The following is a 22960-nucleotide window of genomic DNA, read 5'->3' on the forward strand; positions in this document are numbered from 1 at the left end:
TTTAAAGAAAAGCAATTCTCGGTAGTAAATCCAAAAGTCATCCAAAAATTTGTCTCTGAGTGGTATTGCCGGTTGGTGGAAATTAGAAGTAGAAAGCTTTGGAGATATCTGGCTACCCCATAGCGATCGCTACGCGCGATTAGAAGAGTACATTGATGTAATCAAAGGGCTATGGACAGTCGAAGCCTTTAATTACGTTGGCAAGTATTACACGATCGCAGGTGGTATTCTCGCAGATAAGCCTACACCAATACCACCCATTTTCATTGCTGGGGAATCAGACCGGGCGATTGACCTAGCGGCTGTCAGGGAGATTATTTATTTATCAACGCTGATCAGCCAGAAAAAACAGCAGCACTGGTGCAGAAAGTGAAAAAATTGGCTAGCGATCGCTACGGACGCCAGATTAAAGTAGCAATGAGTGCGTTTGCGATCGTTCGTGAACATACTGCCGAAGCTGAAGCCAGATTAGAAGCGATTTATCGTTCTGCCGATCAACAGCAGATTAAGTACTTTCAAGAGCAAATTGATCCTAATGTAGTTGCCCACAACAAACTAGATATCAGTCAAACCATTGAAGCCAATCTCGGTTTATCTGCTCAACTCGTTGGCGATCGCTATACTATTATTCAACGTCTTCCTCGGAAAGCAAGTAATAGTTTAGCAAATAAAACTATAGATGCTTACGTATGTTGTCACACTTTTGCTTCAATTTTAGAAGCTTATGCTTTTGTCAGAAAGTTGCCTCTCTCTCAGACGGGTAGTTTAAAAATTCCATCAATTAGAGGAATTGTTTGTCGTTCGCAGTTCATTAAAGAAAACCCTAAAATTGTCATTGCTTATCTACATGATTTAGTAGTTGCTAACTATTGGTTTAATTCATCTCCAGTCAAGGCGGCAGATTTATTAACTCAAGTGATTGATGTGAAAACAACTCAACTAAATCAGTTTTTTAATCCTGTATTTGGTAATCGCATCGATCCGACCCTCAAACCTCAATGGTCTTGGTTACTGAAAACTTTAAATCGCAGGTTAGAAGGAAAATATGGCATTTCACTATTTGATGTAGATTTCTGGATAGATGATTATTTCTTAAGGCTTGTCTACAATTTGCTTAATTTAGATTATCACTTTCATCAGGTTTCTTTTGCAAGTGAATTTTCCAGCAGCTATTTTGTAGAGGAACAGTTTAGCCGACATATAAAAGTTCTCTATGATAAATATGATCTACCGCTACAAGATGAAGATAGCAGTCACACAGCAATATCAGTGTAAGATCAAATAGGAAAGCGAATTTTTCTATATTTTAAATAACATACAATTTATGTCCCTGGGTTACCTCACCCTCAATCCCTCTCCTTATAAAGGAGAGGGAAGCTAGAGAAAGGATGAAGTTTTGCATTTTATTTAATCCACGTTCCTAACTACTACGTAGTGTATAATGAAAAGATGTTTAACGACAGCAATAACTCCCAAGCTAGTATTCTCTACAGACATGGCGACGTTTTAATTAGACGTATTGCTAGCTTACCTCTCGGTGTTCAAAGGCGTGTAGGTGCTACTCTGGCTCATGGTGAAATCACAGGACATAGCCATCGCATTCAGCAATCCAATACTGTTCAGTTGTGGGTAGATGGTAATGACCTTTTTCTTGAGGTTAAAGAAGCAAGTGCAACTTTAGTTCATGAAGAACATCGGGCGATTGAATTACCCCAAGGGCTTTATCGCGTCTGGAGACAACGTGAATATCGCCCTGATGCTTACGTGGAGGTGATGGACTAATGCTGAAGATGATGTCAAAGGGACGTGTGCCGAATAAACCAGTTAAGCAGCGTCCAAACGAAAGTCACGAGCCTGTATCAGCTGAAGTTGCTCGAAAACTGATCCTTGAGCATCGCGCCTGGGATGGGATGCGCGTTTTGGGTCATCTGGATTTAAGCGGTGCGTTGGATGTTTACAATCTACCTGAAAATCTCACCTGTGAAAGTATTGATATTAGCGATTGTGTAAACCTCACTACCCTTCCTCAAGGACTCCACATCACTTATTCGATCGAGTTGGCCGGAAGTGGGATTACCAGTTTATCTGCGGGGCATGGTTTTGTCTTGCGGTGGCGAGGCGTAGAGGTGACAGATAAGATTGCCTTTGAATCCCAGTCGATAACGGGGCAGGATATTCTCAATATAGAGAATGTTCAGTTGCGCCGCGTGCTGATTGAACGTCTGGGATACGAGACATTTTTGCAGCAAGTGGGAGGGTTGATCCGCGATCGCGATGCCGGTGGAGAACGTCAACTAGTCTACATTCCTTTTGAGGATGACGAGTCACTGATGGTTTTGAAAGTTACTTGTCCATCCACAGGACATATTCATATCTTGCGTGTTCCCCCTGATATGCGAAATTGCCATCAGGCAGCCGCCTGGATTGCAGGCTTTAATAACCCAGATGATTATAACCCTGCGATCGAGGCGTAATTATAATTCCTCGTTTCTCTGTGTACTCTGCGCCTCTGCGGTTTAAAAGCGATTTATTGAACCGCAGAGGTACAGAGGAGGACACTTGCTTGGGCGGGTTTCCCACGCCAGTCCGCACAACAGGGGGAACCCCCGCAAGCGGCTGGCTTGACTTGAGCAAAGTGTCCGTAACGCAGAGAGGAAAGCAAAGATGTTATGACTGACTTTGAAAGGGCTACTCAATTGGTAGTAGTGGGTTGCACAAATCGCTTAATTTCACCACAGGCAATATAAGACTTGCCATCAGGTGCTGTTTTGACTTCATCAACCAGGTAAAGCATTCCTTCCTCACGAACCGATCGCGGAAAACGCATATTCCAATCCGGTTCATATCCGTCGGAAACTACCCTAGCCCGTAGCTTGCTGCCATCTTTGACACACTGAACTAAAATGCTGTCCCCCACACTGTCAGTTGTGATCAGATCGGCGGCACTAGCAGGGCCTTTGGAAGCTTTGCCTGTGTTAGTTAGATTCGATTGTCTAGGGGCAACGAAGATGTCTGCTTCACCCGGTTGAGCAAAACGGGTGATATTACCACGTACACGGTAGAAAGTCCCATCGCTTGAAACTTCCAATCCTTCAACAACATAACGCGCTCCCTCGGCACGAATCGCCCGGGGAAACTGGATGTTCTTGGTTGAATCGTAGCCTTTGGACATGACTTTGATCCGCAGTTTACCCCCTTCACGAACGCAGTACAATTCAACACCTGAACCGACTTCATTCACAATCGGTATCGCGTAGACTTCATCGCCAGCAGTGACACCGCGACCCCCCAGATCGCTGCGATTGCGCGTCATCGTCTGGTAAGACTGATCCCGCATTTCTTTACGTCCGGCATTGCCTAGAGCTTTTTGGGCGATCCGACCTGCGAAATACTCAAGCTGATCGATCTCCTCAGCAATTTCAAAATTCTCGTTCAACCCTTTATCCCGCAAATCTTTCACCAGCGCCCGGAGGGTTTGTTCAGCTTCCTGATGCTTGCCATTTTCAGCTAGATTCAGTCCAATTTCTTTAGCCTTTGCGATCGTCAGGCGACTCAGTTCCAGAGTGATCTGGCTGGTAGAGGCAAAAGCTGCTTCCTCAACGGTGCCAACTTTGGCGACGACATCTACTGTGCCTGACACGCTTTGAATCAAGTGATCTTGCACAACATCAGCACTGTAATGCAGTTTCATCACAGGTAACTCACCAATTTCAGCGCTTGATATCACCAAACTTAAACCGAGAAGTTTATCTTCGCCCTCGTAAAGCTCTCCCAAGGTAAGGACAGCTTGAGAAGCATCATTCTGGCTAACTTTAGCAAGACTTAAAGTATCAACGAGGCTGACACCATCAGCCAACTCAAGTGTCACCTTGAGATTTTGTCCCACTACTGCTCTGAGACTGTCTAGCTCAATACTAAAGACTTCCGTTGCTTCGTCGATGCTTTGAATGAAGTAGAAGTTGCCCGTGGCGGCTCTTGCCATACCAATCAGCAAGTCTTCATTGAAACCCTGAGCAAAACCTAAGGTAGTTGTGATAATCCCTTCCTCAGCTTTTTGCCCCGATGTCGCCGTGAGTATTTTCGGGTCTTGAATGCCCATATTGGCGTGACCATCGGTAAGCAGGAGAACACGGTTTATTTTTTGCGGATCAAGTCGCGTCTTTACATGCTCACAGCCTTTGAGCCATCCCCCCGATAAGTTGGTAATACCGCCTGCTCTAACTTTGTGGATAGAATTTTTCAGTGCGGCTTTGTTAGTCACAGCCTGAGGTGGCACAACGCTGTCCACTTCATCGTCGTAAACAACCACTGAGAGAATGTCATCTGGCTCAAGTTGATCTACCACAGCCTCAGCGGCTTTGAGTGCATGATGCAAGGGAGCGCCAGCCATAGAGCCGGAACGGTCAATTACCAGAGAAAGGTTAAGGTGACGTCGGGGAGATTCAGCTATGTCAGCCCGAAAACGTAACAGAATATTAGTCTTTAATGAAGATCCTGTGGGGAGGATAGATTGGTCAAATTCGTAACTTGTCTTAATCATTTTTTATATCCCTCAAAGTTCTCTGTTATCAGCCACAAGCCCGATGATGCTGGGATAGGAAGTGCTTTGTTTAGTTTAACCAGAAATAAGTTTATTCAGTGTAAAAATAGGATTATATGTCAAATTTTATAGTTGTAGCATCTCACTAGCGATCGCAGTTTCGAGAAAAGTTTGTGATTTATTGACTTTATCCTTCCGCAATAGTGAAAGGCGATCGCACTGGTCACAATTGCGGGAAACTGAAAGCAGATATATTAGGAGAGGAGAACCTAATGAGCTGGACTAAAGTTCTTGCAGTCGAAGCACTTTCCCCAGGTGCGCGACAAGTGGTAAAAGTTGGTAATCGCAAAATTCTGGTTTTAAATCACGAAAATCAGCTTTATGCTGTAGATAGCAACTGTCCTCACTTAAAATTACCGCTCAAAAGTGGGAAAATCACTGAAAGCGGAGCAATAGTTTGTACCTTCCATCGCAGTGCTTTTGACCTGCGAACTGGTGAGGTACAAGAGTGGTGTTCCTGGCCACCTGGTGTAGGTAAGGTACTCTCGTTGGTTTCACAACAAAAAGCATTGCCAGTGTTTCCGATTCGTGTGGAAGAAGGTAGTATCTGGGTTGATGTCCAAGAGGAATAGCACCCTCTCACTGAATTTACCAAAATAGTGGTGAGTAAAAAAAAGCAATAAAAACCCCAGCCGATGAGTTGAGCTGGGGTTTCTATCAAAATTGACCTATTTCAAAGATATAGGAACCATTGAATCAGAAAATAGAACATCTTCTCAGAAGTTTGAACACTTTATTGTGATGTAATGTTGGGTTGTGTGTCAACATCGCCCGCTTCTATAGAAGCTGTAGCACTTTGAGATTGGCCTAAATTCACTTTGAATACCTTGCTCTGCTCTTGCTCCAGTTTGGGTAAAGTCAGAATTAAAATTCCATCTTTCAGGTCTGCCTTAACTTGTTGATTCTGAACTTTGGTTGGCAGAGCAATTACTCTAGTGAAGTTGCCATACCGGAATTCCGAATGAACTTTAGCATTAGATTGGGAATGTTTTTCGTAACGATGCTGACCAGCAATCGAAACTGCATCTTGAGTAACTTGAACATCCAGGTCTTTACCTTCCACGCCTGGAATCTCAACTCTTAATAGCAACTCGGAACCATTATCAGATAATTCCACAGCAGGAACCCACGCTGTTCTCGGTGATGGAGAAATCTCGGAGTTGCCGCGCTCGGCTGCTGTAAGCTCAGAGAATACTTGATCCATTTGACGACGCAGAATCTCCATTTCACGGAATGGTTCCCAACGAATGAATGCCATATCTCAATCTCTCCTTAACTTTCTAATTCAAGTTTGGGTAATCAAACAAAGTTTTAGAGGTATTTAGAGGTTTCAGATATTTAAGCAATTATCGAACCTCTGGTTTTTTCGAGAGGTGCTTTGTTTCTTCTCTCTAGTAAGTAATTTAATAAAATAAAAATCTAAACAGAGTTGGGTAAACCGTACAGACATAGGTTGGATTTACCGTATCAAATAAAAAAAGCCGGACTGACGTAAACAATAGCCAAAAACAATGATTTTCTTCGTAGGGGCAATACCCGGTGGTTAGCTAAAGCTACATGAATTGCCCCAGAGTGCCTGATGTTGCGGGTTTAATGGCTGAGGAGTTGATGCGATTATCAATCGATAGCCCAAATCGAAGAGCAGATTTACCGCTTACCAACTTGGAAAAAATGGTTCGTTGAAATCTTTTATCAAAGTGACTAAAGTTGTGGATCATTTTTTAGTTGGAATACTCTAAAATGAACGTAAATCGCGGAGCGATCGCTGATGTCTGAAGCTGGTACCATAGAAATTATCTCTGATGAAATTTCAGAGGAGGAAGTTATTTTTCCTCCTGGGGATATACTGAGTGACGAACCACCCTTGGAAAGTGACCTGCACCGAGAACAAATCGATTTGCTGATTCGCATACTCAAATTATGGTGGCGCGAGAGGCAAGATTTCTATGCTTCTGGTAATTTGACGATTTACTACAGTCCTAACCAGAAAAAATCAGAAAAGTTCCGTGGCCCAGACTTTTTTGTAGTTTTGGGAACCGAGAAAAAAGACCGTAAGAGTTGGGTAGTTTGGCAAGAAGACGGCAAATATCCAAATGTGATTGTGGAAATTTTGTCAAGTTCAACCGCAGCAGTTGATAAAGGCTTAAAAAAACAAGTTTATCAGGATACCTTCCGTACACCAGATTATTTCTGGTTTCACCCTGTAACAATGGAGCTTCAGGGATTTCATTTAGTAGATGGGAAGTATCAAGAAATTCAACCCACCACTGATGGATGTTTGTGGAGTCAGCAGTTAGAACTTTATTTGGGAGTTTATGAAGGTAAATTAAGATTCTTCACTAGTGAAAATCAATTAATACTATCATCTGAAGAACTGGCGCAAGAAGAAACTTTACGGGCCCAACAAGCAGAAGAACGTGCCCAACAAGCAGAAGAACGCGCCCAACAAGCAGAACAAGAAATTGCTCGACTACGGGAGGTTTTACGTATACAGGGCATCGAACTAGAGAATATTTAATGACATCAAGAAATTAAGTAAAGACATTTTCAAGTTAAAATTTAGTTAGAAGTGTGTGAAAAAAGCGTTATCTTCTGAAAGTAGGGCATCGTTTGCAAGCTAAAGAGATTAAGGAGAAGCTAAAGTCCCTTATCGAGCAAGCCTCCTCGATAGATCAGAATTTAGCGAGAAGATTAGATGAAATCAATCGTTGGGTAAAGAATATTAAGCCAGGTTCCCTGACTGCAAAACCTTTTGTCGTTGCCTTTCTCCTAGAGGTGATTACGGATTCAACAATTTGGCTGATAATCAAATCCTTACCTTCAGAAGAAGAACAAAAAGCAAAGTTCGAGCAGATGACCCCGATTGAGAGATATTGGTATGCTTATCTCTTTCCCAGATGGTTTAATGCAAGTGACTCCAAGTTTTATATTTGGAAACAAAAATTAATGGCAGGCGAATTTAATCAGCTTGATGATGATATCATTAAATTAATCGCTCAAGATATTGTCAGTCGAGAAGGTAGTTTTTGGCAGCGTTATATTGCCGACCTTTCTATGGCAACAGATTTAATTGTTAGTCGTAACAATGAACCACTGTGCATTCAAGTAACTAGTCTGAGTGAAGAATTTAATTACCAAAAGTACCAAGCTTGGCAAAATACACTGCGATCGTGGGAAATCGAGAGAGGACTGTTCTTAAGTTACAATCCCAAGGATGCTGATTTTGTCAACCAGTTAGTCAACGTGGCACTGTATAACAGTGATTACCTTTCTGGTGGCAAATATTTAAAATTTTCGTGAAATTTCGGGAATTTGATATTCCAAATTTGGATTCTAGCCTAAATACTTACCTGCTAATTACAGCTTCTATGGCTAACAAAAGAGAAACTCACAGGTGCGACAATCAAGTGGATACTTTTTCTGAAGCTTTAGCAACAGCCCGACAAATGCAGCAAAGCTGGCTAACTTACGGGGTTGATTTTGTGAATTTTTATGTTGAAAATGTAGATGGAGACTGGCTAGAAACGTGGGGAAATGACGAAATATTAGATAATTCTCGATTAGATGCTATTAAAGAATTTTTGGTAAGTAATGATAGTGTAGCTGTCAAGGTAAGAGAGGATTTAGGAGAGCGATCGCTGTTTGATTTTGCAGTAAACTTAGAAGAATCTTGGAGAATTTCCCAAACCGATGATAGGTTATCTGCTGTGAGAAACTTATTAGATAGTGAAGAAAATAGTGTTGATACAGATGACGTTAAGTTATTGGATTTAGCAAATATTCTGCTGGTAAAGTTGGCAGAGATTTTGTGAAATTTTAGTTGCGTAGTGGTAGAGTAAATTTTGAACTCAAGGGTTTTCATGTTTTATTTTGGTTGCGATTGGGTGGCATATAGGCGATCGCTTTTCCAGATAAGCTTTAATAATCTTTTAGATGTGCAATCTTTATCACTGTTAGTAGTAAAGGTTGATCTTGAATCTGGTAGATAATACGGTATTCACCCAAACGAAGCTTATACAGCCGTTCGTCGGTATCCTTCAATGGGTAAGCGTCTTCTGGACGTGGATTTAATGCTAATTCCTCTAACTTTTGTGCTAGTCGTTGCTGCACCTCTGTAGCAAATTAAATACCAGTAAAAAATCCTGATCAAAAGCTTGAAATTGATACACATTATCCCCGTTAGTAAAAGAGGTTATGTTCAGCTATGCTGCTATGCAGAAGGAAGCCATGCTTAAAAACATGGCTTCCTTCTGCCTTCTTCAATACAAAAGTTGAACCCGCTCAGAAAACTTTTCTCCAAACTTGCGATCAAAGGTGATTACTTGAACTTGCTCTTGAATTGCTGCGGCAACAAAGACCATATCATAAAAAGAATGGTTTTTCTGTACTGCTAGCTCTAGTGCAGTGTCTCGAATATCAATAATAGGAATAATTTTAGTTACCAATGATTCCGCATCTTTCAAAACCTCAAGCCCAATAGTTAGCGGTAGCTGTCTAAAGACAATCCATTGCCATACAACATTACCCAATTCAGTAAAGAAAGAATCGGGAACAATAATTTGTGCCGCTCTTTCCAAAGCGGAAAGTGCTTGCTCATGTTGAGATTCTACACGTAATAAAGCATACACAAAAACCATCGTATCAATCACCATCAAAGTCGTCCTAGTTCCTTCCACTCTTGCACTTGACTGCTCGACTGAATCGGCAATATCTCCCAACGTTTACGGATTCGAGCGATCGCTGCTTCTTTTGTTGACTCATTTGCTCCCTTCACTTCTGCCAGCAGGTAGCTAATTAACCTCAGCCGTGCCTCATTTGAGAGGTCTTTGGTTTGATTCATCAGTTCTTGTAGCTGTTCTTGACTCATTTAGCTTCTGGTTCAACTCACTTTTTGGGTAGTTTAACAAAATTTTTGGGCTAACACACCCTACTTAATAATGGAGAATTTAATTTTTGGTCTTCCTCTAGACTAAAAATCAATAGTTTATAAACAAAGCCTGCATAAGCAGGCTTTGTTTGCTTTTTCTCTGGCATAAGCTGGAAAATATTAAGTATAAAACCGCTATAGCTGTAGAGTGTGTTACCGCGTTAGCATAACGCATTATTTCAGGTTTTCTGTGCCTGACGAAAGCCATCATATATCATACATCTTTTCACCGCATAAAGAGCAGTTTGACATCAAAAATTACTTCATAACTTTAGCAAAAAAAGTTAAATAAGCTTCCATGTTTGGGAACAATAAACCTATCGAATCTCAGGCAAGTAGGTCAAAAGCATTGATTGATGAAACTGCGGAACTTTTGTAGCCCTCTGTGGAGAAATTGGTTAATGAGATTGTGGCGGTTAACCACGCTTGGAAAGTAGCTTGTGAATTATTTGGACATGATTCACCCCTATCTACTTCTTCGCAGGATTTAAAAACCTATTTGCAAGTACGTTTGTTGCGAAGCTATGCACCAGAACAGGTTTATCTAATTGAAGACAAAAAGGCAGAGGGTGAGCGACTTTATAGCTTATGCCTCCGGGAACCTATAGGAACCCGCCTATATGCAGAACATCTGCCAATACGGATAGCTCAAAAAGTTCTTACGGATAAAGAATTAGTCCAATTCAAAAACGTTTAATCAACATAAATCAGAGAAGGTAATCTATGGAAATAGCAAAAGTTTGGAAAATTATTTGGCATAACGAACCTTTTCATTGGACAATTGCTTTTGTGTTAATAATTGCAATTATTATCGAACTTTGCACATTATGGCAGTATTGGCACTCAGAGTGTGGCACAACTGAAGCCGGAATTAAATTTTTGAATAATTTGAAAAAGGGTAAAAATGTCAAGCCTTTAGAAAAGGATAGTCGTTGGTTAAAAAACCATCTAGGAACTGATGACTCTAGTAGATTCAGAGAACAAGATGGATACTTCATACTTATAAAGTATCCATCTGTCTTAGCCCAAGCAATACCTCGTAGTTCCCTACGCTTCGTGACAACCTTGTGTACTGCCATTGGTCTTTTAGGAACCTTTTATGGTATACAATAGGGACTCCAAGGAATCAATTTATCTACAGAAGATCCCAAACAACTGATGACTGCCAGTAAAGAGCTACTGGTGGGAATGAAAACAGCTTTCTCCACTTCCATGATGGGGCTTGGTTCTGGTAGCTTGTTTCTTCTAGTTTTGTTTGGGCGTGATTCACTACGGCAGAAACTACGTGATAGTTTGCGTCAGAAATTGAAGGCGATCGCAACCTTAAAAATAACAGACAATAACAATAGTGATCTAGTTGAGGCATTTATCCGTGTAGGAGATAAATTGTCAGGCTTAAATCAACCGAGTGCTGAAGCCATTGGTCAAGCTGTAGGTAGGAGTATTGCAGAACAATTCGCAGGTTTAAATCAGTTGTCAGCCCAAGCTATTGGTTTAGCTATAGGTCAGCAGATTAAGCCAGCCTTGGGGGAAATGTTCAAAGAACAGAAAAAACTCCGAGAAATTCAAGAAACCCAGGGACAGAGAGTTTTAGAATAACTCATCAAAGATTTACGAATTCAGGTACTCGAACCGATTGCAGATCGACTAGATAAAAGTGCAGAGTTAACCCAGCAAGCTTCCAGCGCAGTGTTGACTCTGCATAAGGAACTCGGTGGTATCTCTCAAAGTTTGGCAAGTTCCATCCTGACAATTCAGAACTTTCAAAAAGAGACTTTGGTAGAACTCCAAGGATTTGCTAACAATTTAGGAAACACTCTCAATCAATTCCAAACAGATACAAAAGGTGTTTTACAACAAACAGCCGATGAAATTAATCGAGCTGTAGATCAGAGTATCCAGGGAATGACAGCCCAGCGAAGTGCTTTTGAAACAAGTGCAGTGCAAGCTGCTGCTACCTTCCGAGGAATTAGAGAGGAACTGCAAACAGCACTACAAGAACGCGCAGCAGTAGAAAAGCAAATGCTTCAAGGATTTGCTAACAATATGGGACAAACTTTGAGTCAATTCCAAACTGAAACTACCGGAGTTCTACAACAAACAGCCGACGAAATTAATCGAGCAGTAGATCAGAGTATCCAGGGAATGACAGCCCAGCGAAGTGCTTTTGAAACAAGTGCAGTGCAAGCTGCTGCTACCTTCCAAGGAATTCGAGAGGAACTGCAAAAAGCATTACAAGAACGCGCAATAGTAGAACAGCAGATGCTTCAAGCTACTCGAACTGGAATTATCCAAATTCTCACCCAAGCAAATACAACCTTTCATGAGCAAACTAATACTCTAAAAACAGTGGGTGATCAAGCCTCTGGATTGATGAATGGTGCAAAGGATAATCTTCTGGCTACTTTAGGAAATATCGACGTAACACTCACAGCCACCCGCCAAACAGTAGAGGAAGATTTGACAAAATTCAGGCAAGAATATCAAGAGAATTTAAAGAAGTTTTTTCAAGAACAAAACAACTTACTTGAGGGGACGCTAGGCACACAACAAGAAGGATTATCTAGGGTTGTGAACAATCTTGATCAAGTCTTCAGAGAGGAATTTGAAAGACGTAGTATCTTGACTCAAGAAGTAGACGGAAGTATGACAAAAATTCAGGTATCTGTCGAAGAAATTAACAAAAGCTATTTGGAAGGTAGCAATTTCTAATTTATGGTTGCAACATCAGCTATTGTGGCGTTTAGCTCTTTATTATGGTGATCAGCAAAAACAGGTGTTGGCACAGTCTTTAGTTGAATCTTTTGATATTTTTGCTAATTCTGATTTAGTTAGTCACCTGCTACCAGTTCAAATTATTCGGGCGCTTTGGAGTGAACAAGCAGGTAGAGAATTAGCAAAAATTGCTTGTGAACAGCGTGTTAATCGAACTGAATTACTAAACACAATCAGAGAAGATTTACCTGTTTCGATTCCATTATTCAGCAAATTCACAGAAGACATAACTCCCTATTTTACTACAATTCGCTCTCCAAATCAGCAGCAGCTAAAATGGCTGTTAAGTTGTTTGGATGAAATGTCAGAGAGTCAGCAAATAAAGGCTGTTAATCATTTGCTAACTAATGTTTCCAATCATATAGCAAAAAATCATTCTTTACTAGTTGATTGGTTGAGACATAACTATAGAAATGGTGAAAAATGGTATAAACTTTCAGATCCAGCAAGGCAACGACTTCGAGAGTGGATTGGAGGTATCAATTATGGTGATTTCCAAAAGTTAGTAAATCTAATATTAAACAAGCTGGATTTGCAAAAGTTCGAGTCAAATCGGCTATCTAGTCGCAGAGACTTTTGGGCTAATTACAGTAACCGCTTTGAACGGCTTCGCATCTTGTTACCCAAGACATCACAAATTGCCATAGGGTATCAAATCCAAGATGATGTTGATCTATTAGAGGATGATGGTAGCGACCCGACAGAGGTTTGTATATTCGATTTTGGGGAGTGGTTTGCAGTCGAATTCTTTCGTGGAAGAGGTGGTGAGACGCGCCTGTTTCCGAAAAATTCCACAAATGAGCAAATCCTTTTTGGTGAATCAACACTTTCAGTCAAACGGATTCGCTGTCTGGGTGGTGATAAGCACGATCATGAATTTCTTTGGCAATTCTTTTGCCGCCAATGGCTTACAAATAAGGGAATTAACCCAAACCCAGGTACTGAATCTTACAGAAACCCGACAGCAGATCAATTACAACAGCGAGAAAACAGGCTTGAGCGGTGGAAAAGAGAAATTGAATACCTGGAACGGGAAGCTAGAGCCGCAGCAAATAAGAAGACAGCCAAAATATCTTTAAATTCTAAATCGTCATAATCTGCCAATATTTCCTCAGTAGTCATGCCAGAACTGAGCAGTTCCAAAATAAACTCAACTGGATAACGAAGTCCTCGAATGCAGGGTTTACCGTGGCAGATATTTGGATTATGAGTGATGCGTTGTAGAAGTGTGTTATCCATAAACTCTTACCATATTTTTGTTGTCATCTTCTAATTCTAGATGCGAAATAACGGCAGTCCATTACGATCGCACCGAGTCAGATGTTAAAACTTTTGGTGTATTGAATAATACCCCAAACACTTTACTGGCACTGTGATCGCATACATTCAACCCTCTTCAAAATCCACCACAACCACGTTAAGCTGAATTAGAGTAGCAATTTATTGCGCTTTTTAACATGAAAATCTCTGTTCTTGTCAAATTTTAATTTTTTCTGCTTGAGAAACCCGGATGCTAGACCAAATTTTTGATTACCTCAACTTTCATTTCAGCGTTGAAGCCCCGATAGTTCTGCTGATCCTGATATTTTTAGAGGCGGTGTTATCTGCCGACAATGCGATCGCCCTGGCTGCGATCGCTCAAGGGCTGGAAGACAAAGAACTTGAGCGTAAGGCCCTCAATTTTGGTTTAGTCGTTGCCTACGTGCTGCGAATTACCCTGATTTTAACTGCCACCTGGGTGCAACAATTCTGGCAATTTGAATTATTGGGCGCTGCTTATCTGCTGTGGTTGGTATTCCAACATTTTACCTCTCAAGAAAGTGAAGACGATGGCCATCACGAGCCGCGTTTTAGTTCGTTGTTGCAAGCGATACCTGTGATTGCATTTACAGATTTGGCATTTTCTTTGGATAGCGTGACAACTGCGATCGCAGTTTCTCAAGAAAAATGGCTGGTGCTGACGGGTGCAACAGTTGGTATTATTACGCTGCGATTCATGGCGGGATTGTTTATCCGTTGGCTAGACGAATATGAAAACCTAGAGGATGCAGGCTATGTAACTGTCGCCTTAGTGGGCTTGCGCTTGTTGTTGAAAGTGGTGAACGATAGCTTAGTTCCACCAGAATGGATAATGATTCCGGCGATCTTCCTGATTTTAGGCTGGGGATTTTCCAAGCGTGTTGGCACCCAATTGCCCCAAGTAGAACCAGAAAAGAGCGAAGTTTCTAAGTAAGTGAGGAGTGAGGAGTGAGGAGTTATGAATTTTTAACTCCTAACTCCTAACTTTTAACTCCTAACTCTCCATTACTCGTGCAACCAAGGCGTTAAGTGTGGTTGCCAATTAACTAATTCTTCATCCTTAAACCAAAGGGCTATTTCCCCTTGCGCGGTTTCTTGAGCATCAGAACCGTGGATTAAGTTGCGACCAATATTCAGTCCAAAATCGCCGCGAATCGTTCCCGGTTCTGCTGTTAAGGGGTTCGTCGCACCAATAATCTTTCTGGCAGATGCAATAACGCCATCACCTTCCCATACCATCGCCACCACTGGGCTAGAAGTGATAAATTCGACTAAACCACCAAAAAAGGGACGTTCTCGGTGAACGTCATAGTGTTGTTCAGCCAATTCCCGACTGACTTTCAGGAACTTTAAACCAACTAGGGTAAAACCTTTAGTTTCAAAGCGACGGATAATTTCCCCCACTAATCCCCGTTGTACTCCATCAGGCTTAATTGCTAAGAATGTACGTTCCAAAGCTATCTCCCAAAACTTAATGAATTTTTTATTGAATCAATTGTCCGCGAAGTTCTGATCTAAGGAAGAAAGCCTGATCTCAGACTACTCTCTTTGTTATTTGTCATTTGTTCTTCGTCCTCTGTCAAGAGTCCAAGGGTTTTGTACTAATGACCAATGACTAATGACCAATGACCAATCAGAGTTTATCTCAGAAATTATCCTTAGGTGCATATACGTTCCCAGATGAATGCGCTAAATTGTTAAATTGTGGGTGAAACACAGAGGTTAGGAAGTAAATGGGTGTTGATTCAACTGCTACATCTGACGAGGTGGTACCAGTACCGTCCAATGGACAAAAATTTGAAGTGAAAAATCAGAAGCACAAAAAACTATTACCACCTAGTACTACCACAGGAGATTTACCTCGCTCCTGGAAAATCGAGGATAGCGAAGCGTTATACCGGATTGAAGGTTGGGGACAACCTTATTTTTCCATTAGCGCTGCTGGTCACGTCACCGTTTCACCCAAGGGCGATCGCGGGGGTTCTCTAGACTTGTTTGAATTGGTCAACGCCATGAAACAGCGCAACTTGGGACTTCCGATGTTGATTCGCTTTTCCGATATTTTGGAAGACCGGATTGAGCGGTTGAACGCTTGTTTTAATAAAGCGATCGCCCGCTACAATTACCCTGGCGTTTACCGTGGCGTGTTTCCCGTCAAGTGCAATCAAGAGCGGCATTTGATTGAGGATTTAGTCAAATTTGGCAAGCCCCATCAATTTGGTTTAGAAGCCGGTTCCAAGCCAGAATTAATGATTGCTCTGGCTGTCTTGGATACACCAGGAGCATTGTTAGTTTGCAACGGCTACAAAGACCGAGAATACATCGAAACGGCAATGTTAGCCCAAAGACTAGGGCAAACACCAATCATCGTCTTAGAACAGATTGAAGAGGTTGATTTGGTGATTGATGCCAATCGCCAGTTAGGTATTCAGCCGATATTAGGCGTTCGTGCTAAACTCAGTACCCAAGGTATGGGACGTTGGGGAGCTTCTAGTGGCGATCGCGCTAAATTTGGTTTGACAATGCCTGAGATCATCGAGGCTGTTGATAAGTTACGGGAAGCTAACCTCCTCGATTCTTTGCAGTTGATGCACTTCCACATCGGCTCCCAAATCTCTGCCATTAATGTGATTAAAGATGCCATCCAAGAAGCCAGCCGCATTTATGTAGAATTGTCGATGCTGGGGGCGGATATGAAATACCTTGATGTTGGTGGTGGCTTGGGTGTAGATTACGATGGCTCCCAAACCAACTTCTATGCATCGAAAAATTACAATATGCAGAACTATGCCAACGACATCGTAGCAGAGTTAAAAGATACCTGTGCTGAACGCCAAATTACCGTACCAACACTGATTAGCGAAAGTGGACGAGCGCTCGCTTCCCATCAGTCGCTGCTGATTTTTGATGTTCTCAGTACTAGCGATGTCCCCCTCGACACACCAGAGCCACCGCAAGAGGGAGAATCCCCAATTATTAATTATCTTTGGGAAAGCTACCAATCGATCAACCAAGAGAATTACCAAGAGTTGTATCACGATGCCGCACAATTCAAAGAAGAAGCCATCAGCCGCTTCAACTTAGGAATTTTACGCCTCAGAGAACGAGCCAAAGCCGAACGCCTCTACTGGGCTTGTTGTCAGAAAATTCTGAACATCACTAGACAGCAAGAATACGTACCCGATGAACTGGAAGACCTAGAGCAAATTATGGCTTCCATTTACTACGTGAATATGTCGGTATTTCAATCAGCACCAGATTGCTGGGCGATCGATCAGCTATTCCCGATTATGCCAATTCACCGCTTGGATGAAGAACCAACCCGCCGGGGAATTTTAGCAGACCTTACCTGCGACAGTGATGGTAAAATCGACCGCTTTATTGACCTGCGCGATGTCAAGTCGGTTTTAGAGTTGCACACCTACAAGCCCGGAGAACCCTATTATTTGGGGATGTTCTTGAATGGAGCTTACCAGGAAATCATGGGCAATTTGCATAACCTATTTGGCGACACCAACGCCGTTCACATCCAATTAACGCCCAAAGGCTATCAGATTGAACACGTTGTCAAAGGTGACACCATGAGCGAAGTAGTGAGCTACGTCCAGTATGACTCGGAAGATATGGTGGAAAAAATTCGCCAGCGTTGCGAGAAAGCATTAGAAGAAAAACGCATCACCCTAGCGGAATCTCAGCGATTGCTACAAACCTTCGAGCAAAGTCTCAGAAGATATACGTATCTAAATAGTTAGGATTGGGCATTGGACATTGGGGATTGGGCATTGGGCAGTGGGCATTGATTATTCCCCTTGTCCCCCTTCTCCCCATTCCCCATTCCCTAATCTGCGTTTGTCCCCAACAATTCCTCTATCGCTTGTCGTTCAACAGGGGTATGTGATGGCACTGTCTGACGAGCATCGGTAATCAGCCAGTCTAAAGCAGCAGCTTGAACATCGATCGCAGCCCCAGTTTTATCGACGCAATAACGTCCAAATACCAGCTTATCGACTAACCGGACTCCGGGTCCCAGGCGCGACCATTCAAAAATCACGCTGTTATCTACTGTTGCGCCACTACATATCCAGCAATTGGGGCCAATCATCGCTGGCCCAACAATTTTAGCTCCGTCTTCGATTCTGGTCATACCACCAATGTAAACCGGGCCTGTAATATCCACTTTGTCCCAATTTACGGCGACATTTAAGCCAGTGTAGATGCCAGGGGCGACTTCATGACCGGGGATTTGCACATTTTTGATTTCGCCCAGCAGCACACCGCGAATCGCCCGCCAATAATCTGGTACTTTCCCAATATCTACCCATTCAAATTCCATAGGGATGGCGTAGAAGGGAGCTTTGATTTCTACCAATTTGGGAAACAATTGACTACCAATGTCGTATTCTACAGCAGAGGGGATATAGTTAAAAATCTCTGGCTCAAAGATGTAAATACCTGTGTTGATATTGGTGCTGAGGGCTTCTTCAGTTGAAGGTTTTTCTTGGAAAGCTTTAACGCGACCATCTTCGTCAGTCACAACTACACCGTAGCTAGAAACTTCTTCTTTGGGGACAGGTTTGGTAATAATAGTAGCGATCGCACCTTTAGCTTTATGCCATTTAACCGCCGCAGTTAAATCCAAGTCAATCAAAGCATCACCGCACAAAACCACAAAGGTATCATCAAAAAACGGTGAGAAGTCTTGAATGCGCCGCATCCCTCCAGCTGAACCAATTGCTTCCCCCTCAAGTTTCCCCTCGTCATCAATTTTCCCTTCAAAGGAATAGGCAATCTGTACCCCAAACCGTTGACCGTCACGAAAATAGTTTTCTATTTCTTCGGCCAAATGACTAACGTTGACCATAATCTGGTCAAATCCATGACGGCGTAACAGTTCCAGCAAGAACTCCATCACTGGCTTTTGCAGGATGGGAATCATCGGTTTGGGAATTGTATAAGTAATCGGACGCACGCGAGTACCCTTACCAGCCGCGAGAATCATCGCTTTCATAAAAATTTATTCCTTAACCACTAGCCAGTTTACTTTCATCGAGTGATAAGCTAATCATCAGTTTTTATTTCTGCTCTAAGTTATCTCTCAAAACAGGGATAACAGGAATATAGTGGTTGTTGCAACCATAGGTATACTTAGATGACAAGCGATCGCTTATCTTTTCAATTTACTCGGATTTTGGGGCGGAAGCAAAAATCTCTAAATTATCTGTAGAGCTAGTTTTCGCTTTCTTAGTTCATTGGCTGCTCAAGAGGTTTGCAGGAGTTAGCTGAATCTCTAAGTAAGCGAATTTTAATTTCATGGTAAAATTCTTCTTGAAATAGCTCTACTTTCGATTGAGCCGAGAGTAGTAGTAGCGCCCAGAAAACGCTAACTAGTTGACTGTCTTTAGACTCATGTCCAGAGCCATTTTGATTGAGAAGCTTTGTCTGGGCCCATAACTCTACAAGTTCTTCTAAATTTAACCAATTTTTTTCTAAACTTAATTCTCTTGCCGACAAATTCAACACCTGCTCTAGTTCCCCAGCGACTTCTGTCAGATTTTCCTGGTGAGCTAACTCCAGCGCCTCCCGCATGCTTTGGATGCTAGGCTGACATCTAGGACGGATAGGTTTGCTGACTTTTTCTACTAGTTTCAGTTGGTTCGCCATGATTTGCAATTGCTTGATTAACTCTTGCAGAGTCACCTGGCGCTTTGGTGGCGGCATTGCCGCTCGACGACGCCGCAATTGCCGTTCTAATGGTAGACGATGACCCTGATGTGATACACCGTCTTCATCTTCTAATAGAGCATCATCTTCTACACTATCCTGTGCATCTGGTACTGTTGACAATTGCATCAAAGTATTGGCTTTGAATAATACCAGCATTGATGCTGACAAAAATGCCTGTCCCGATTGAGACAAGTCCGCTTCATAGCCTCGGACTATCCCCTCCGGTGCCATCAGTTCTAAGTAACGGTCAATCACCTCAATCACTTGGACATCCCAAGGATCAATTTCCCCCTGCTGGGCTTGGTAAATCAGAAGTGTGATTGTTTCTAACAGCTCGGAAGCTTCCATCAATGGGTTCTAAGTTAATTAATCAGAATCAAAAAAGCGTAAATTCAACACTAAAGTCATTGACTATTGGTAAAGCGTGTACTCTATAAATTTGGTTACGCTTTTTTTAATCAGCCATTGTCTGCTGGCGGTATCCTCGGAAATTTGTAATCAATCACCATTGTCAATTGCGAGATCAGATTGTGCAACTTTTGACTTGGGCATTGGGCATTGGGCATTGGGCATTGATTATTCCCCTTGTCTCCCTTGTCTCCCTTGTCTCCCCTGCTCCCCCTGCTCCCTTAATCACGGGGGGGATCATGGGCAATAGTGACAGTTGATACCAAGTCACTCGGTTTGCCACTCTTGAGCGCATCGAAAGTGCCTTTGATAGTACCAGCAATGGGAACAGCAACAAGTGTCCCCAACAACCCAGCAATCTCAAATCCCATCAAAATAGACACAAAAATCCAGATAGGATTCAGTCCAATAAAGTTGCCGAGTAACCTGGGAGCTAATAGGTTATCTTTAACCTGCTGCATGAGAATTGCCGCGATCGCAACTTGAACTGCTAACCACCAATTTTGCAACAGTACTAAAATCGTCACCAGAGCAATGCCGAGAGATGCCCCGATAAAGGGAATGAGTTCTGAAAGACCAATTAATATGGCAAACAACAGGGCAAAGGGCACCTTCATGACTAAGAAAATTGGCGTCAGGGTTAGCACCATGAATAGTCCTAGCAACAACTGACTGAGGAAGAAGTTCTGGAAATTTAGGCGTAAGGATTTGCTGAGAGGATCTGCAATATGAGAGGGCAAAAGATTGATCAGACCATGCCACACGCGATCGCCATATAAAAGCATATAAAATGCAAGCACGATGACTAACACTAAGTCAAGTAATCCTGACAGCAGTGTTCCAGCAAATCCCACTGCGCCAGAAGCTAGCTGTTGCACTAGATTTTGAATGTTGGCATTAATTTGACTGCTCACAACCCTCAGATCAATTGGCAAACGTCGTTGTTTTGCCAGCATCTCAAACTGTTCTAGGTTTGCTTGACTTGCGCCTAACCAATCAGGGATATTCTTTAAAAGTTGGATTGTTTGGTCAATGATCAACGGTACTAGGGTGACACCCAGAATCCCAAACAGCGTTAATGTTGCAAGTAAAACTATGATCACCGCCTGAGTGCGGGTGATTCGGGCACGTTCAAAGAACTTAACCGGATAATTTAGGAGAAAAGCCAAAATCGCCGCAATGCTCAAGACGGTAATGGGATGCTGGAAATAGCGAAAAAGCAGAGACAGCAACCAGACATTGAGAGCGATAATTGGACCGCTCAGACCATAAATTAACAAACGTTGAAGGGAGGAACGGCGCATCTTATGCAACCTATTTTAGATATTTCTTGAAAGAATTTTTAAAATTCTTGCTCGTGCGTGATTATCATCATAGATATTTTTAACAAAGACAATTATAAGCGTATCTGATAGCAAGAAACCAAATCATAATGGATAAGACCGTAGCTGACCTTCGCAAAGACTATACCTTGGAAGGTTTGAGTGAACTCGAAGTAGACCTCAATCCTTTTATCCAATTTAAAAAATGGTTCGATCAGGCACTAGCAGCGCAACTTACTGAACCCAATGCCATGACCATTGCCACTGCCACACTAGACGGTAAGCCTTTAGCTAGAATGGTGCTGCTGAAGGATTTTGATCAACGGGGCTTTGCCTTCTTCACCAATTACAACAGTCACAAAGGACAAGAACTAGCAGAAAATCCCCAGGCGGCTTTAGTTTTCTGGTGGGCAGAACTGGAGCGTCAAGTCAGAATTACGGGGTATGTGGAGAAAGTTTCTGAAACTGAGTCTGATCAGTATTTTCACAGTCGCCCTGCCAGCAGTCGCTTGGGTGCGTGGGTATCTAATCAAAGCGAGGTGATCGAAAGCCGAGAAGTCTTGGAGCAACGCTTGCAGGAGTTTAAGAGCAAATATGAAAATGAGGAGATTTCTCGACCGCCTCATTGGGGAGGTTTACGAGTGATCCCCACAGAAATTGAGTTTTGGCAAGGACGCCCTAGCCGTCTGCACGATCGCTTGCTCTATAGCCGTTTAGATAATCACAATTGGAAAATTGAGCGGTTGTCACCATAAGAAGACTTGGGCATTGGGCATTGGGCATTGGGCATTGGGCATTGGGCATTGGGCATTGATTATTCCCTTTGTCTCCCTTATCCCCCCCTGCTTTCCGTGTCCCCGTGTCTCTCTTACCACTGAGCGATCGCATCTTGAATTGCTGCCCGTGCTTCTAATATAGATTGGGTACGGGCTGCATCACCTTCATTCAAGCTATTAGCGTTGATAAATTGAATGTCTCTAAGCCCAATAAAGCCGAAAATTGTCCGCAGGTAGGGTTCTTGGAAGTCGTATGCAGCAGCAGGAGATGTCGCCCTCAAGTCACCGCCGCGAGATGTGATGATAACTGCCTTTTTACCCTCAACTAAACCTCTATAACCGCCTTGAGCATCTATAGCAAAAGTCCGGTTAGGGCGAACGATTTGGTCGATGTAAGCCTTGAAAGTGGAAGGTATATTAAAGTTATACATTGGCACTCCAAAGACGTAGCGATCGGCAGCCAAAAACTCATCAATCAGCTCATCAGAAATTCTAAGTGCCTGAGTTAATTCTGGGGTATGGGTTTCTGGTGGTGAAAATGCAGCTGCAATCCAAGGTTCGTCAACGTGAGGAACTGGATAATGCCCTAAATCTCGATAGGCGATCGCATCTTCGGGATGTGCTGCCCTCCAACCACTGGCGAATTCCTTAGATAGTTCTCTGGAGTGCGATCGATCAGCACGGGGGCTGGAATCAATATGTAGGATGTTTACCACCAAATATCTCCTGATTAGCTAAGTATTTTTAAGGTCGTTGTTCAAAAATATTGTAACTGTGGGCTTCAAGATAATTCAATCGATGCTGAAAGTTCTTCCATGTCAAACAGAGGAAGTTTTTGAATACCAGCTTTTTCGAGGCTGTTGTCTTGTTTACTTTTGCGCCAGATTACGCAAATTACCAAGTCCGCGATCGCTCCCGCATTCCGCAGCGCTTCTGTACTTTTTACAACTTGACCACCTGTTGTAATAACGTCTTCAATGACACACAATTTTTTTCCTGCAATATTAACCCCTTCTGCTATTTTTTCAGTTCTATAGTTGTAAAAAATCTAGACAAATATCTAACAACTTTTATCCCTCTTTCAAGAAACACTTGACGTAAAGCTTATGTAGAAAGGGTTTGATAAAAT

28 protein-coding genes and 1 pseudogene are annotated in these 22960 nt (G+C 42.5%); 16 read left to right on the plus strand and 13 right to left on the minus strand.

The features are described from left to right. Window positions 1–49: 49 nt before the first annotated feature. The 4 genes from HWQ38_RS40710 (at window position 50) to HWQ38_RS37775 (ending at window position 2474) form a co-directional block, all read left to right on the plus strand. The gene (locus HWQ38_RS40710) at window positions 50–373 is read left to right on the plus strand and encodes an LLM class flavin-dependent oxidoreductase (protein WP_366933396.1); all 324 of its coding nucleotides are present in this window, start codon (window positions 50–52) and stop codon (window positions 371–373) included. Then, window positions 361–1275, plus strand: a complete 915-nt coding sequence (locus tag HWQ38_RS37765) for a hypothetical protein (RefSeq protein WP_366933397.1) — start codon at window positions 361–363, stop codon at window positions 1273–1275. The genes HWQ38_RS40710 and HWQ38_RS37765 overlap by 13 nt, the downstream gene beginning before the upstream one ends. A 174-nt stretch (window positions 1276–1449) precedes the next feature. After that, window positions 1450–1782, plus strand: coding sequence for a hypothetical protein (locus HWQ38_RS37770; RefSeq protein ID WP_292804831.1), 333 nt, complete (start codon window positions 1450–1452; stop codon window positions 1780–1782). Then, window positions 1782–2474, plus strand: coding sequence for a DUF6745 domain-containing protein (locus HWQ38_RS37775; RefSeq protein ID WP_292804833.1), 693 nt, complete (start codon window positions 1782–1784; stop codon window positions 2472–2474). Before HWQ38_RS37770 ends, HWQ38_RS37775 begins: the two co-directional genes overlap by 1 nt. Before the next feature lie 218 nt (window positions 2475–2692). On the opposite strand, the gene HWQ38_RS37780 is transcribed toward HWQ38_RS37775, so the two are convergent. Beyond that, a complete protein-coding gene (locus HWQ38_RS37780; RefSeq protein WP_292804836.1) occupies window positions 2693–4540 on the minus strand; it encodes a VWA domain-containing protein in 1848 nt (615 codons plus the stop codon). A gap of 272 nt (window positions 4541–4812) precedes the next feature. Here HWQ38_RS37780 and HWQ38_RS37785 point away from each other — a divergent pair, with 272 nt between their 5' ends. After that, window positions 4813–5172, plus strand: a complete 360-nt coding sequence (locus HWQ38_RS37785; RefSeq protein ID WP_292804839.1) for a Rieske (2Fe-2S) protein — start codon at window positions 4813–4815, stop codon at window positions 5170–5172. A gap of 161 nt (window positions 5173–5333) precedes the next feature. Here HWQ38_RS37785 and HWQ38_RS37790 read toward each other — a convergent pair whose 3' ends face one another. Next, window positions 5334–5858 carry an Hsp20/alpha crystallin family protein gene (locus HWQ38_RS37790; RefSeq protein WP_292804842.1) on the minus strand — a complete coding sequence of 175 codons (525 nt, stop codon included), beginning with the start codon at window positions 5856–5858 and terminating at the stop codon, window positions 5334–5336. A 510-nt stretch (window positions 5859–6368) separates the two neighbouring features. On the opposite strand from HWQ38_RS37790, the gene HWQ38_RS37795 reads away from it, so the two are divergent. The 3 genes from HWQ38_RS37795 (at window position 6369) to HWQ38_RS37805 (ending at window position 8412) form a co-directional block, all read left to right on the plus strand. After that, entirely contained in the window at window positions 6369–7118 is a 750-nt protein-coding gene (locus tag HWQ38_RS37795; protein WP_292804845.1) for a Uma2 family endonuclease, read from the plus strand. A 92-nt stretch (window positions 7119–7210) separates the two neighbouring features. Further along, on the plus strand, window positions 7211–7900 hold the full coding sequence (locus HWQ38_RS37800; protein WP_292804848.1) for a hypothetical protein: 690 nt from the start codon (window positions 7211–7213) through the stop codon (window positions 7898–7900). 68 nt (window positions 7901–7968) lie between these two features. Then, the gene (locus HWQ38_RS37805) at window positions 7969–8412 is read left to right on the plus strand and encodes a hypothetical protein (protein WP_292804851.1); all 444 of its coding nucleotides are present in this window, start codon (window positions 7969–7971) and stop codon (window positions 8410–8412) included. A 106-nt stretch (window positions 8413–8518) separates the two neighbouring features. Here HWQ38_RS37805 and HWQ38_RS37810 read toward each other — a convergent pair whose 3' ends face one another. The 3 genes from HWQ38_RS37810 to HWQ38_RS37820 all read right to left on the minus strand — a co-directional run bounded on the left by HWQ38_RS37810 (window position 8519) and on the right by HWQ38_RS37820 (window position 9467). After that, window positions 8519–8710, minus strand: coding sequence for a type II toxin-antitoxin system RelE/ParE family toxin (locus HWQ38_RS37810; RefSeq protein ID WP_292804854.1), 192 nt, complete (start codon window positions 8708–8710; stop codon window positions 8519–8521). A 149-nt stretch (window positions 8711–8859) separates the two neighbouring features. After that, entirely contained in the window at window positions 8860–9252 is a 393-nt protein-coding gene (locus HWQ38_RS37815) for a type II toxin-antitoxin system VapC family toxin (protein WP_292804900.1), read from the minus strand. Further along, window positions 9252–9467 carry a hypothetical protein gene (locus tag HWQ38_RS37820; protein ID WP_292804857.1) on the minus strand — a complete coding sequence of 72 codons (216 nt, stop codon included), beginning with the start codon at window positions 9465–9467 and terminating at the stop codon, window positions 9252–9254. Before HWQ38_RS37820 ends, HWQ38_RS37815 begins: the two co-directional genes overlap by 1 nt. Window positions 9468–9912: 445 nt before the next feature. Between HWQ38_RS37820 and HWQ38_RS37825 the strand changes: the two genes are divergently transcribed. From HWQ38_RS37825 to HWQ38_RS37845, 5 genes and pseudogenes are all read left to right on the plus strand, one after another. Then, window positions 9913–10224 carry a hypothetical protein gene (locus HWQ38_RS37825; protein ID WP_292804860.1) on the plus strand — a complete coding sequence of 104 codons (312 nt, stop codon included), beginning with the start codon at window positions 9913–9915 and terminating at the stop codon, window positions 10222–10224. 26 nt (window positions 10225–10250) lie between these two features. Continuing rightward, entirely contained in the window at window positions 10251–10640 is a 390-nt protein-coding gene (locus HWQ38_RS37830) for a hypothetical protein (protein ID WP_292804863.1), read from the plus strand. A 45-nt stretch (window positions 10641–10685) separates the two neighbouring features. Beyond that, window positions 10686–11126 carry a hypothetical protein gene (locus tag HWQ38_RS37835; RefSeq protein WP_292804866.1) on the plus strand — a complete coding sequence of 147 codons (441 nt, stop codon included), beginning with the start codon at window positions 10686–10688 and terminating at the stop codon, window positions 11124–11126. 93 nt (window positions 11127–11219) lie between these two features. Further along, complete coding sequence (locus tag HWQ38_RS37840) at window positions 11220–12239, plus strand: hypothetical protein (RefSeq protein ID WP_292804869.1); 1020 nt, start codon at window positions 11220–11222, stop codon at window positions 12237–12239. 22 nt (window positions 12240–12261) lie between these two features. After that, window positions 12262–13149, plus strand: a pseudogene (locus tag HWQ38_RS37845) (EH signature domain-containing protein); the annotation flags it as partial. Window positions 13150–13271: 122 nt separating this feature from the next. Here HWQ38_RS37845 and HWQ38_RS37850 read toward each other — a convergent pair. Continuing rightward, the gene (locus HWQ38_RS37850) at window positions 13272–13541 is read right to left on the minus strand and encodes a DUF433 domain-containing protein (protein ID WP_292804871.1); all 270 of its coding nucleotides are present in this window, start codon (window positions 13539–13541) and stop codon (window positions 13272–13274) included. Between the two features lie 271 nt (window positions 13542–13812). Here HWQ38_RS37850 and HWQ38_RS37855 point away from each other — a divergent pair, with 271 nt between their 5' ends. Then, window positions 13813–14535, plus strand: a complete 723-nt coding sequence (locus HWQ38_RS37855; RefSeq protein ID WP_292804874.1) for a TerC family protein — start codon at window positions 13813–13815, stop codon at window positions 14533–14535. Between the two features lie 71 nt (window positions 14536–14606). Here HWQ38_RS37855 and ndk read toward each other — a convergent pair whose 3' ends face one another. Next, window positions 14607–15056 carry a nucleoside-diphosphate kinase gene (ndk, locus tag HWQ38_RS37860; RefSeq protein ID WP_292804877.1) on the minus strand — a complete coding sequence of 150 codons (450 nt, stop codon included), beginning with the start codon at window positions 15054–15056 and terminating at the stop codon, window positions 14607–14609. 278 nt (window positions 15057–15334) lie between these two features. On the opposite strand from ndk, the gene speA reads away from it, so the two are divergent. Then, window positions 15335–17353, plus strand: coding sequence for a biosynthetic arginine decarboxylase (speA, locus tag HWQ38_RS37865; RefSeq protein WP_292804880.1), 2019 nt, complete (start codon window positions 15335–15337; stop codon window positions 17351–17353). Between the two features lie 86 nt (window positions 17354–17439). Here speA and HWQ38_RS37870 read toward each other — a convergent pair whose 3' ends face one another. From HWQ38_RS37870 to HWQ38_RS37880, 3 genes are all read right to left on the minus strand, one after another. Then, a complete protein-coding gene (locus HWQ38_RS37870) occupies window positions 17440–18609 on the minus strand; it encodes an NDP-sugar synthase (protein ID WP_292804883.1) in 1170 nt (389 codons plus the stop codon). A gap of 233 nt (window positions 18610–18842) precedes the next feature. Further along, window positions 18843–19673, minus strand: coding sequence for a ScpA family protein (locus HWQ38_RS37875; RefSeq protein WP_292804886.1), 831 nt, complete (start codon window positions 19671–19673; stop codon window positions 18843–18845). Window positions 19674–19954: 281 nt separating this feature from the next. Then, window positions 19955–21037 (minus strand): AI-2E family transporter, encoded by a 1083-nt coding sequence (locus HWQ38_RS37880; protein ID WP_292804889.1) that lies wholly within the window; start codon window positions 21035–21037, stop codon window positions 19955–19957. A gap of 128 nt (window positions 21038–21165) precedes the next feature. Between HWQ38_RS37880 and pdxH the strand changes: the two genes are divergently transcribed. Beyond that, entirely contained in the window at window positions 21166–21810 is a 645-nt protein-coding gene (pdxH, locus tag HWQ38_RS37885) for a pyridoxamine 5'-phosphate oxidase (RefSeq protein ID WP_292804892.1), read from the plus strand. Here pdxH and HWQ38_RS37890 read toward each other — a convergent pair. The 3 genes from HWQ38_RS37890 to HWQ38_RS37900 all read right to left on the minus strand — a co-directional run bounded on the left by HWQ38_RS37890 (window position 21802) and on the right by HWQ38_RS37900 (window position 22819). Beyond that, window positions 21802–21930 carry a hypothetical protein gene (locus HWQ38_RS37890; RefSeq protein ID WP_292804894.1) on the minus strand — a complete coding sequence of 43 codons (129 nt, stop codon included), beginning with the start codon at window positions 21928–21930 and terminating at the stop codon, window positions 21802–21804. The genes pdxH and HWQ38_RS37890 overlap by 9 nt on opposite strands. After that, window positions 21924–22547: an FMN-dependent NADH-azoreductase gene (locus tag HWQ38_RS37895; RefSeq protein ID WP_292804896.1), complete on the minus strand. Its 624-nt coding sequence runs from the start codon at window positions 22545–22547 to the stop codon at window positions 21924–21926. Before HWQ38_RS37895 ends, HWQ38_RS37890 begins: the two co-directional genes overlap by 7 nt. A 65-nt stretch (window positions 22548–22612) precedes the next feature. Then, window positions 22613–22819, minus strand: coding sequence for a hypothetical protein (locus HWQ38_RS37900; protein WP_292804898.1), 207 nt, complete (start codon window positions 22817–22819; stop codon window positions 22613–22615). Window positions 22820–22960: the final 141 nt, after the last annotated feature.

This window comes from Nostoc sp. NMS7, from assembly GCF_017115085.1.
Taxonomy (GTDB): domain Bacteria; phylum Cyanobacteriota; class Cyanobacteriia; order Cyanobacteriales; family Nostocaceae; genus Nostoc.

Coding starts and splice junctions, on each gene's coding strand:
- HWQ38_RS37770 (WP_292804831.1), top strand. CDS start 1,450: ATGTTTAACGACAGCAATAACTCCCAAGCTAGTATTCTCTACAGACAT.
- HWQ38_RS37775 (WP_292804833.1), top strand. CDS start 1,782: ATGCTGAAGATGATGTCAAAGGGACGTGTGCCGAATAAACCAGTTAAG.
- HWQ38_RS37780 (WP_292804836.1), bottom strand. CDS start 4,540: ATGATTAAGACAAGTTACGAATTTGACCAATCTATCCTCCCCACAGGA.
- HWQ38_RS37785 (WP_292804839.1), top strand. CDS start 4,813: ATGAGCTGGACTAAAGTTCTTGCAGTCGAAGCACTTTCCCCAGGTGCG.
- HWQ38_RS37790 (WP_292804842.1), bottom strand. CDS start 5,858: ATGGCATTCATTCGTTGGGAACCATTCCGTGAAATGGAGATTCTGCGT.
- HWQ38_RS37795 (WP_292804845.1), top strand. CDS start 6,369: ATGTCTGAAGCTGGTACCATAGAAATTATCTCTGATGAAATTTCAGAG.
- HWQ38_RS37805 (WP_292804851.1), top strand. CDS start 7,969: ATGGCTAACAAAAGAGAAACTCACAGGTGCGACAATCAAGTGGATACT.
- HWQ38_RS37815 (WP_292804900.1), bottom strand. CDS start 9,252: ATGGTGATTGATACGATGGTTTTTGTGTATGCTTTATTACGTGTAGAA.
- HWQ38_RS37820 (WP_292804857.1), bottom strand. CDS start 9,467: ATGAGTCAAGAACAGCTACAAGAACTGATGAATCAAACCAAAGACCTC.
- HWQ38_RS37830 (WP_292804863.1), top strand. CDS start 10,251: ATGGAAATAGCAAAAGTTTGGAAAATTATTTGGCATAACGAACCTTTT.
- HWQ38_RS37835 (WP_292804866.1), top strand. CDS start 10,686: ATGACTGCCAGTAAAGAGCTACTGGTGGGAATGAAAACAGCTTTCTCC.
- HWQ38_RS37850 (WP_292804871.1), bottom strand. CDS start 13,541: ATGGATAACACACTTCTACAACGCATCACTCATAATCCAAATATCTGC.
- HWQ38_RS37855 (WP_292804874.1), top strand. CDS start 13,813: ATGCTAGACCAAATTTTTGATTACCTCAACTTTCATTTCAGCGTTGAA.
- speA (WP_292804880.1), top strand. CDS start 15,335: ATGGGTGTTGATTCAACTGCTACATCTGACGAGGTGGTACCAGTACCG.
- HWQ38_RS37870 (WP_292804883.1), bottom strand. CDS start 18,609: ATGAAAGCGATGATTCTCGCGGCTGGTAAGGGTACTCGCGTGCGTCCG.
- HWQ38_RS37875 (WP_292804886.1), bottom strand. CDS start 19,673: ATGGAAGCTTCCGAGCTGTTAGAAACAATCACACTTCTGATTTACCAA.
- HWQ38_RS37880 (WP_292804889.1), bottom strand. CDS start 21,037: ATGCGCCGTTCCTCCCTTCAACGTTTGTTAATTTATGGTCTGAGCGGT.
- pdxH (WP_292804892.1), top strand. CDS start 21,166: ATGGATAAGACCGTAGCTGACCTTCGCAAAGACTATACCTTGGAAGGT.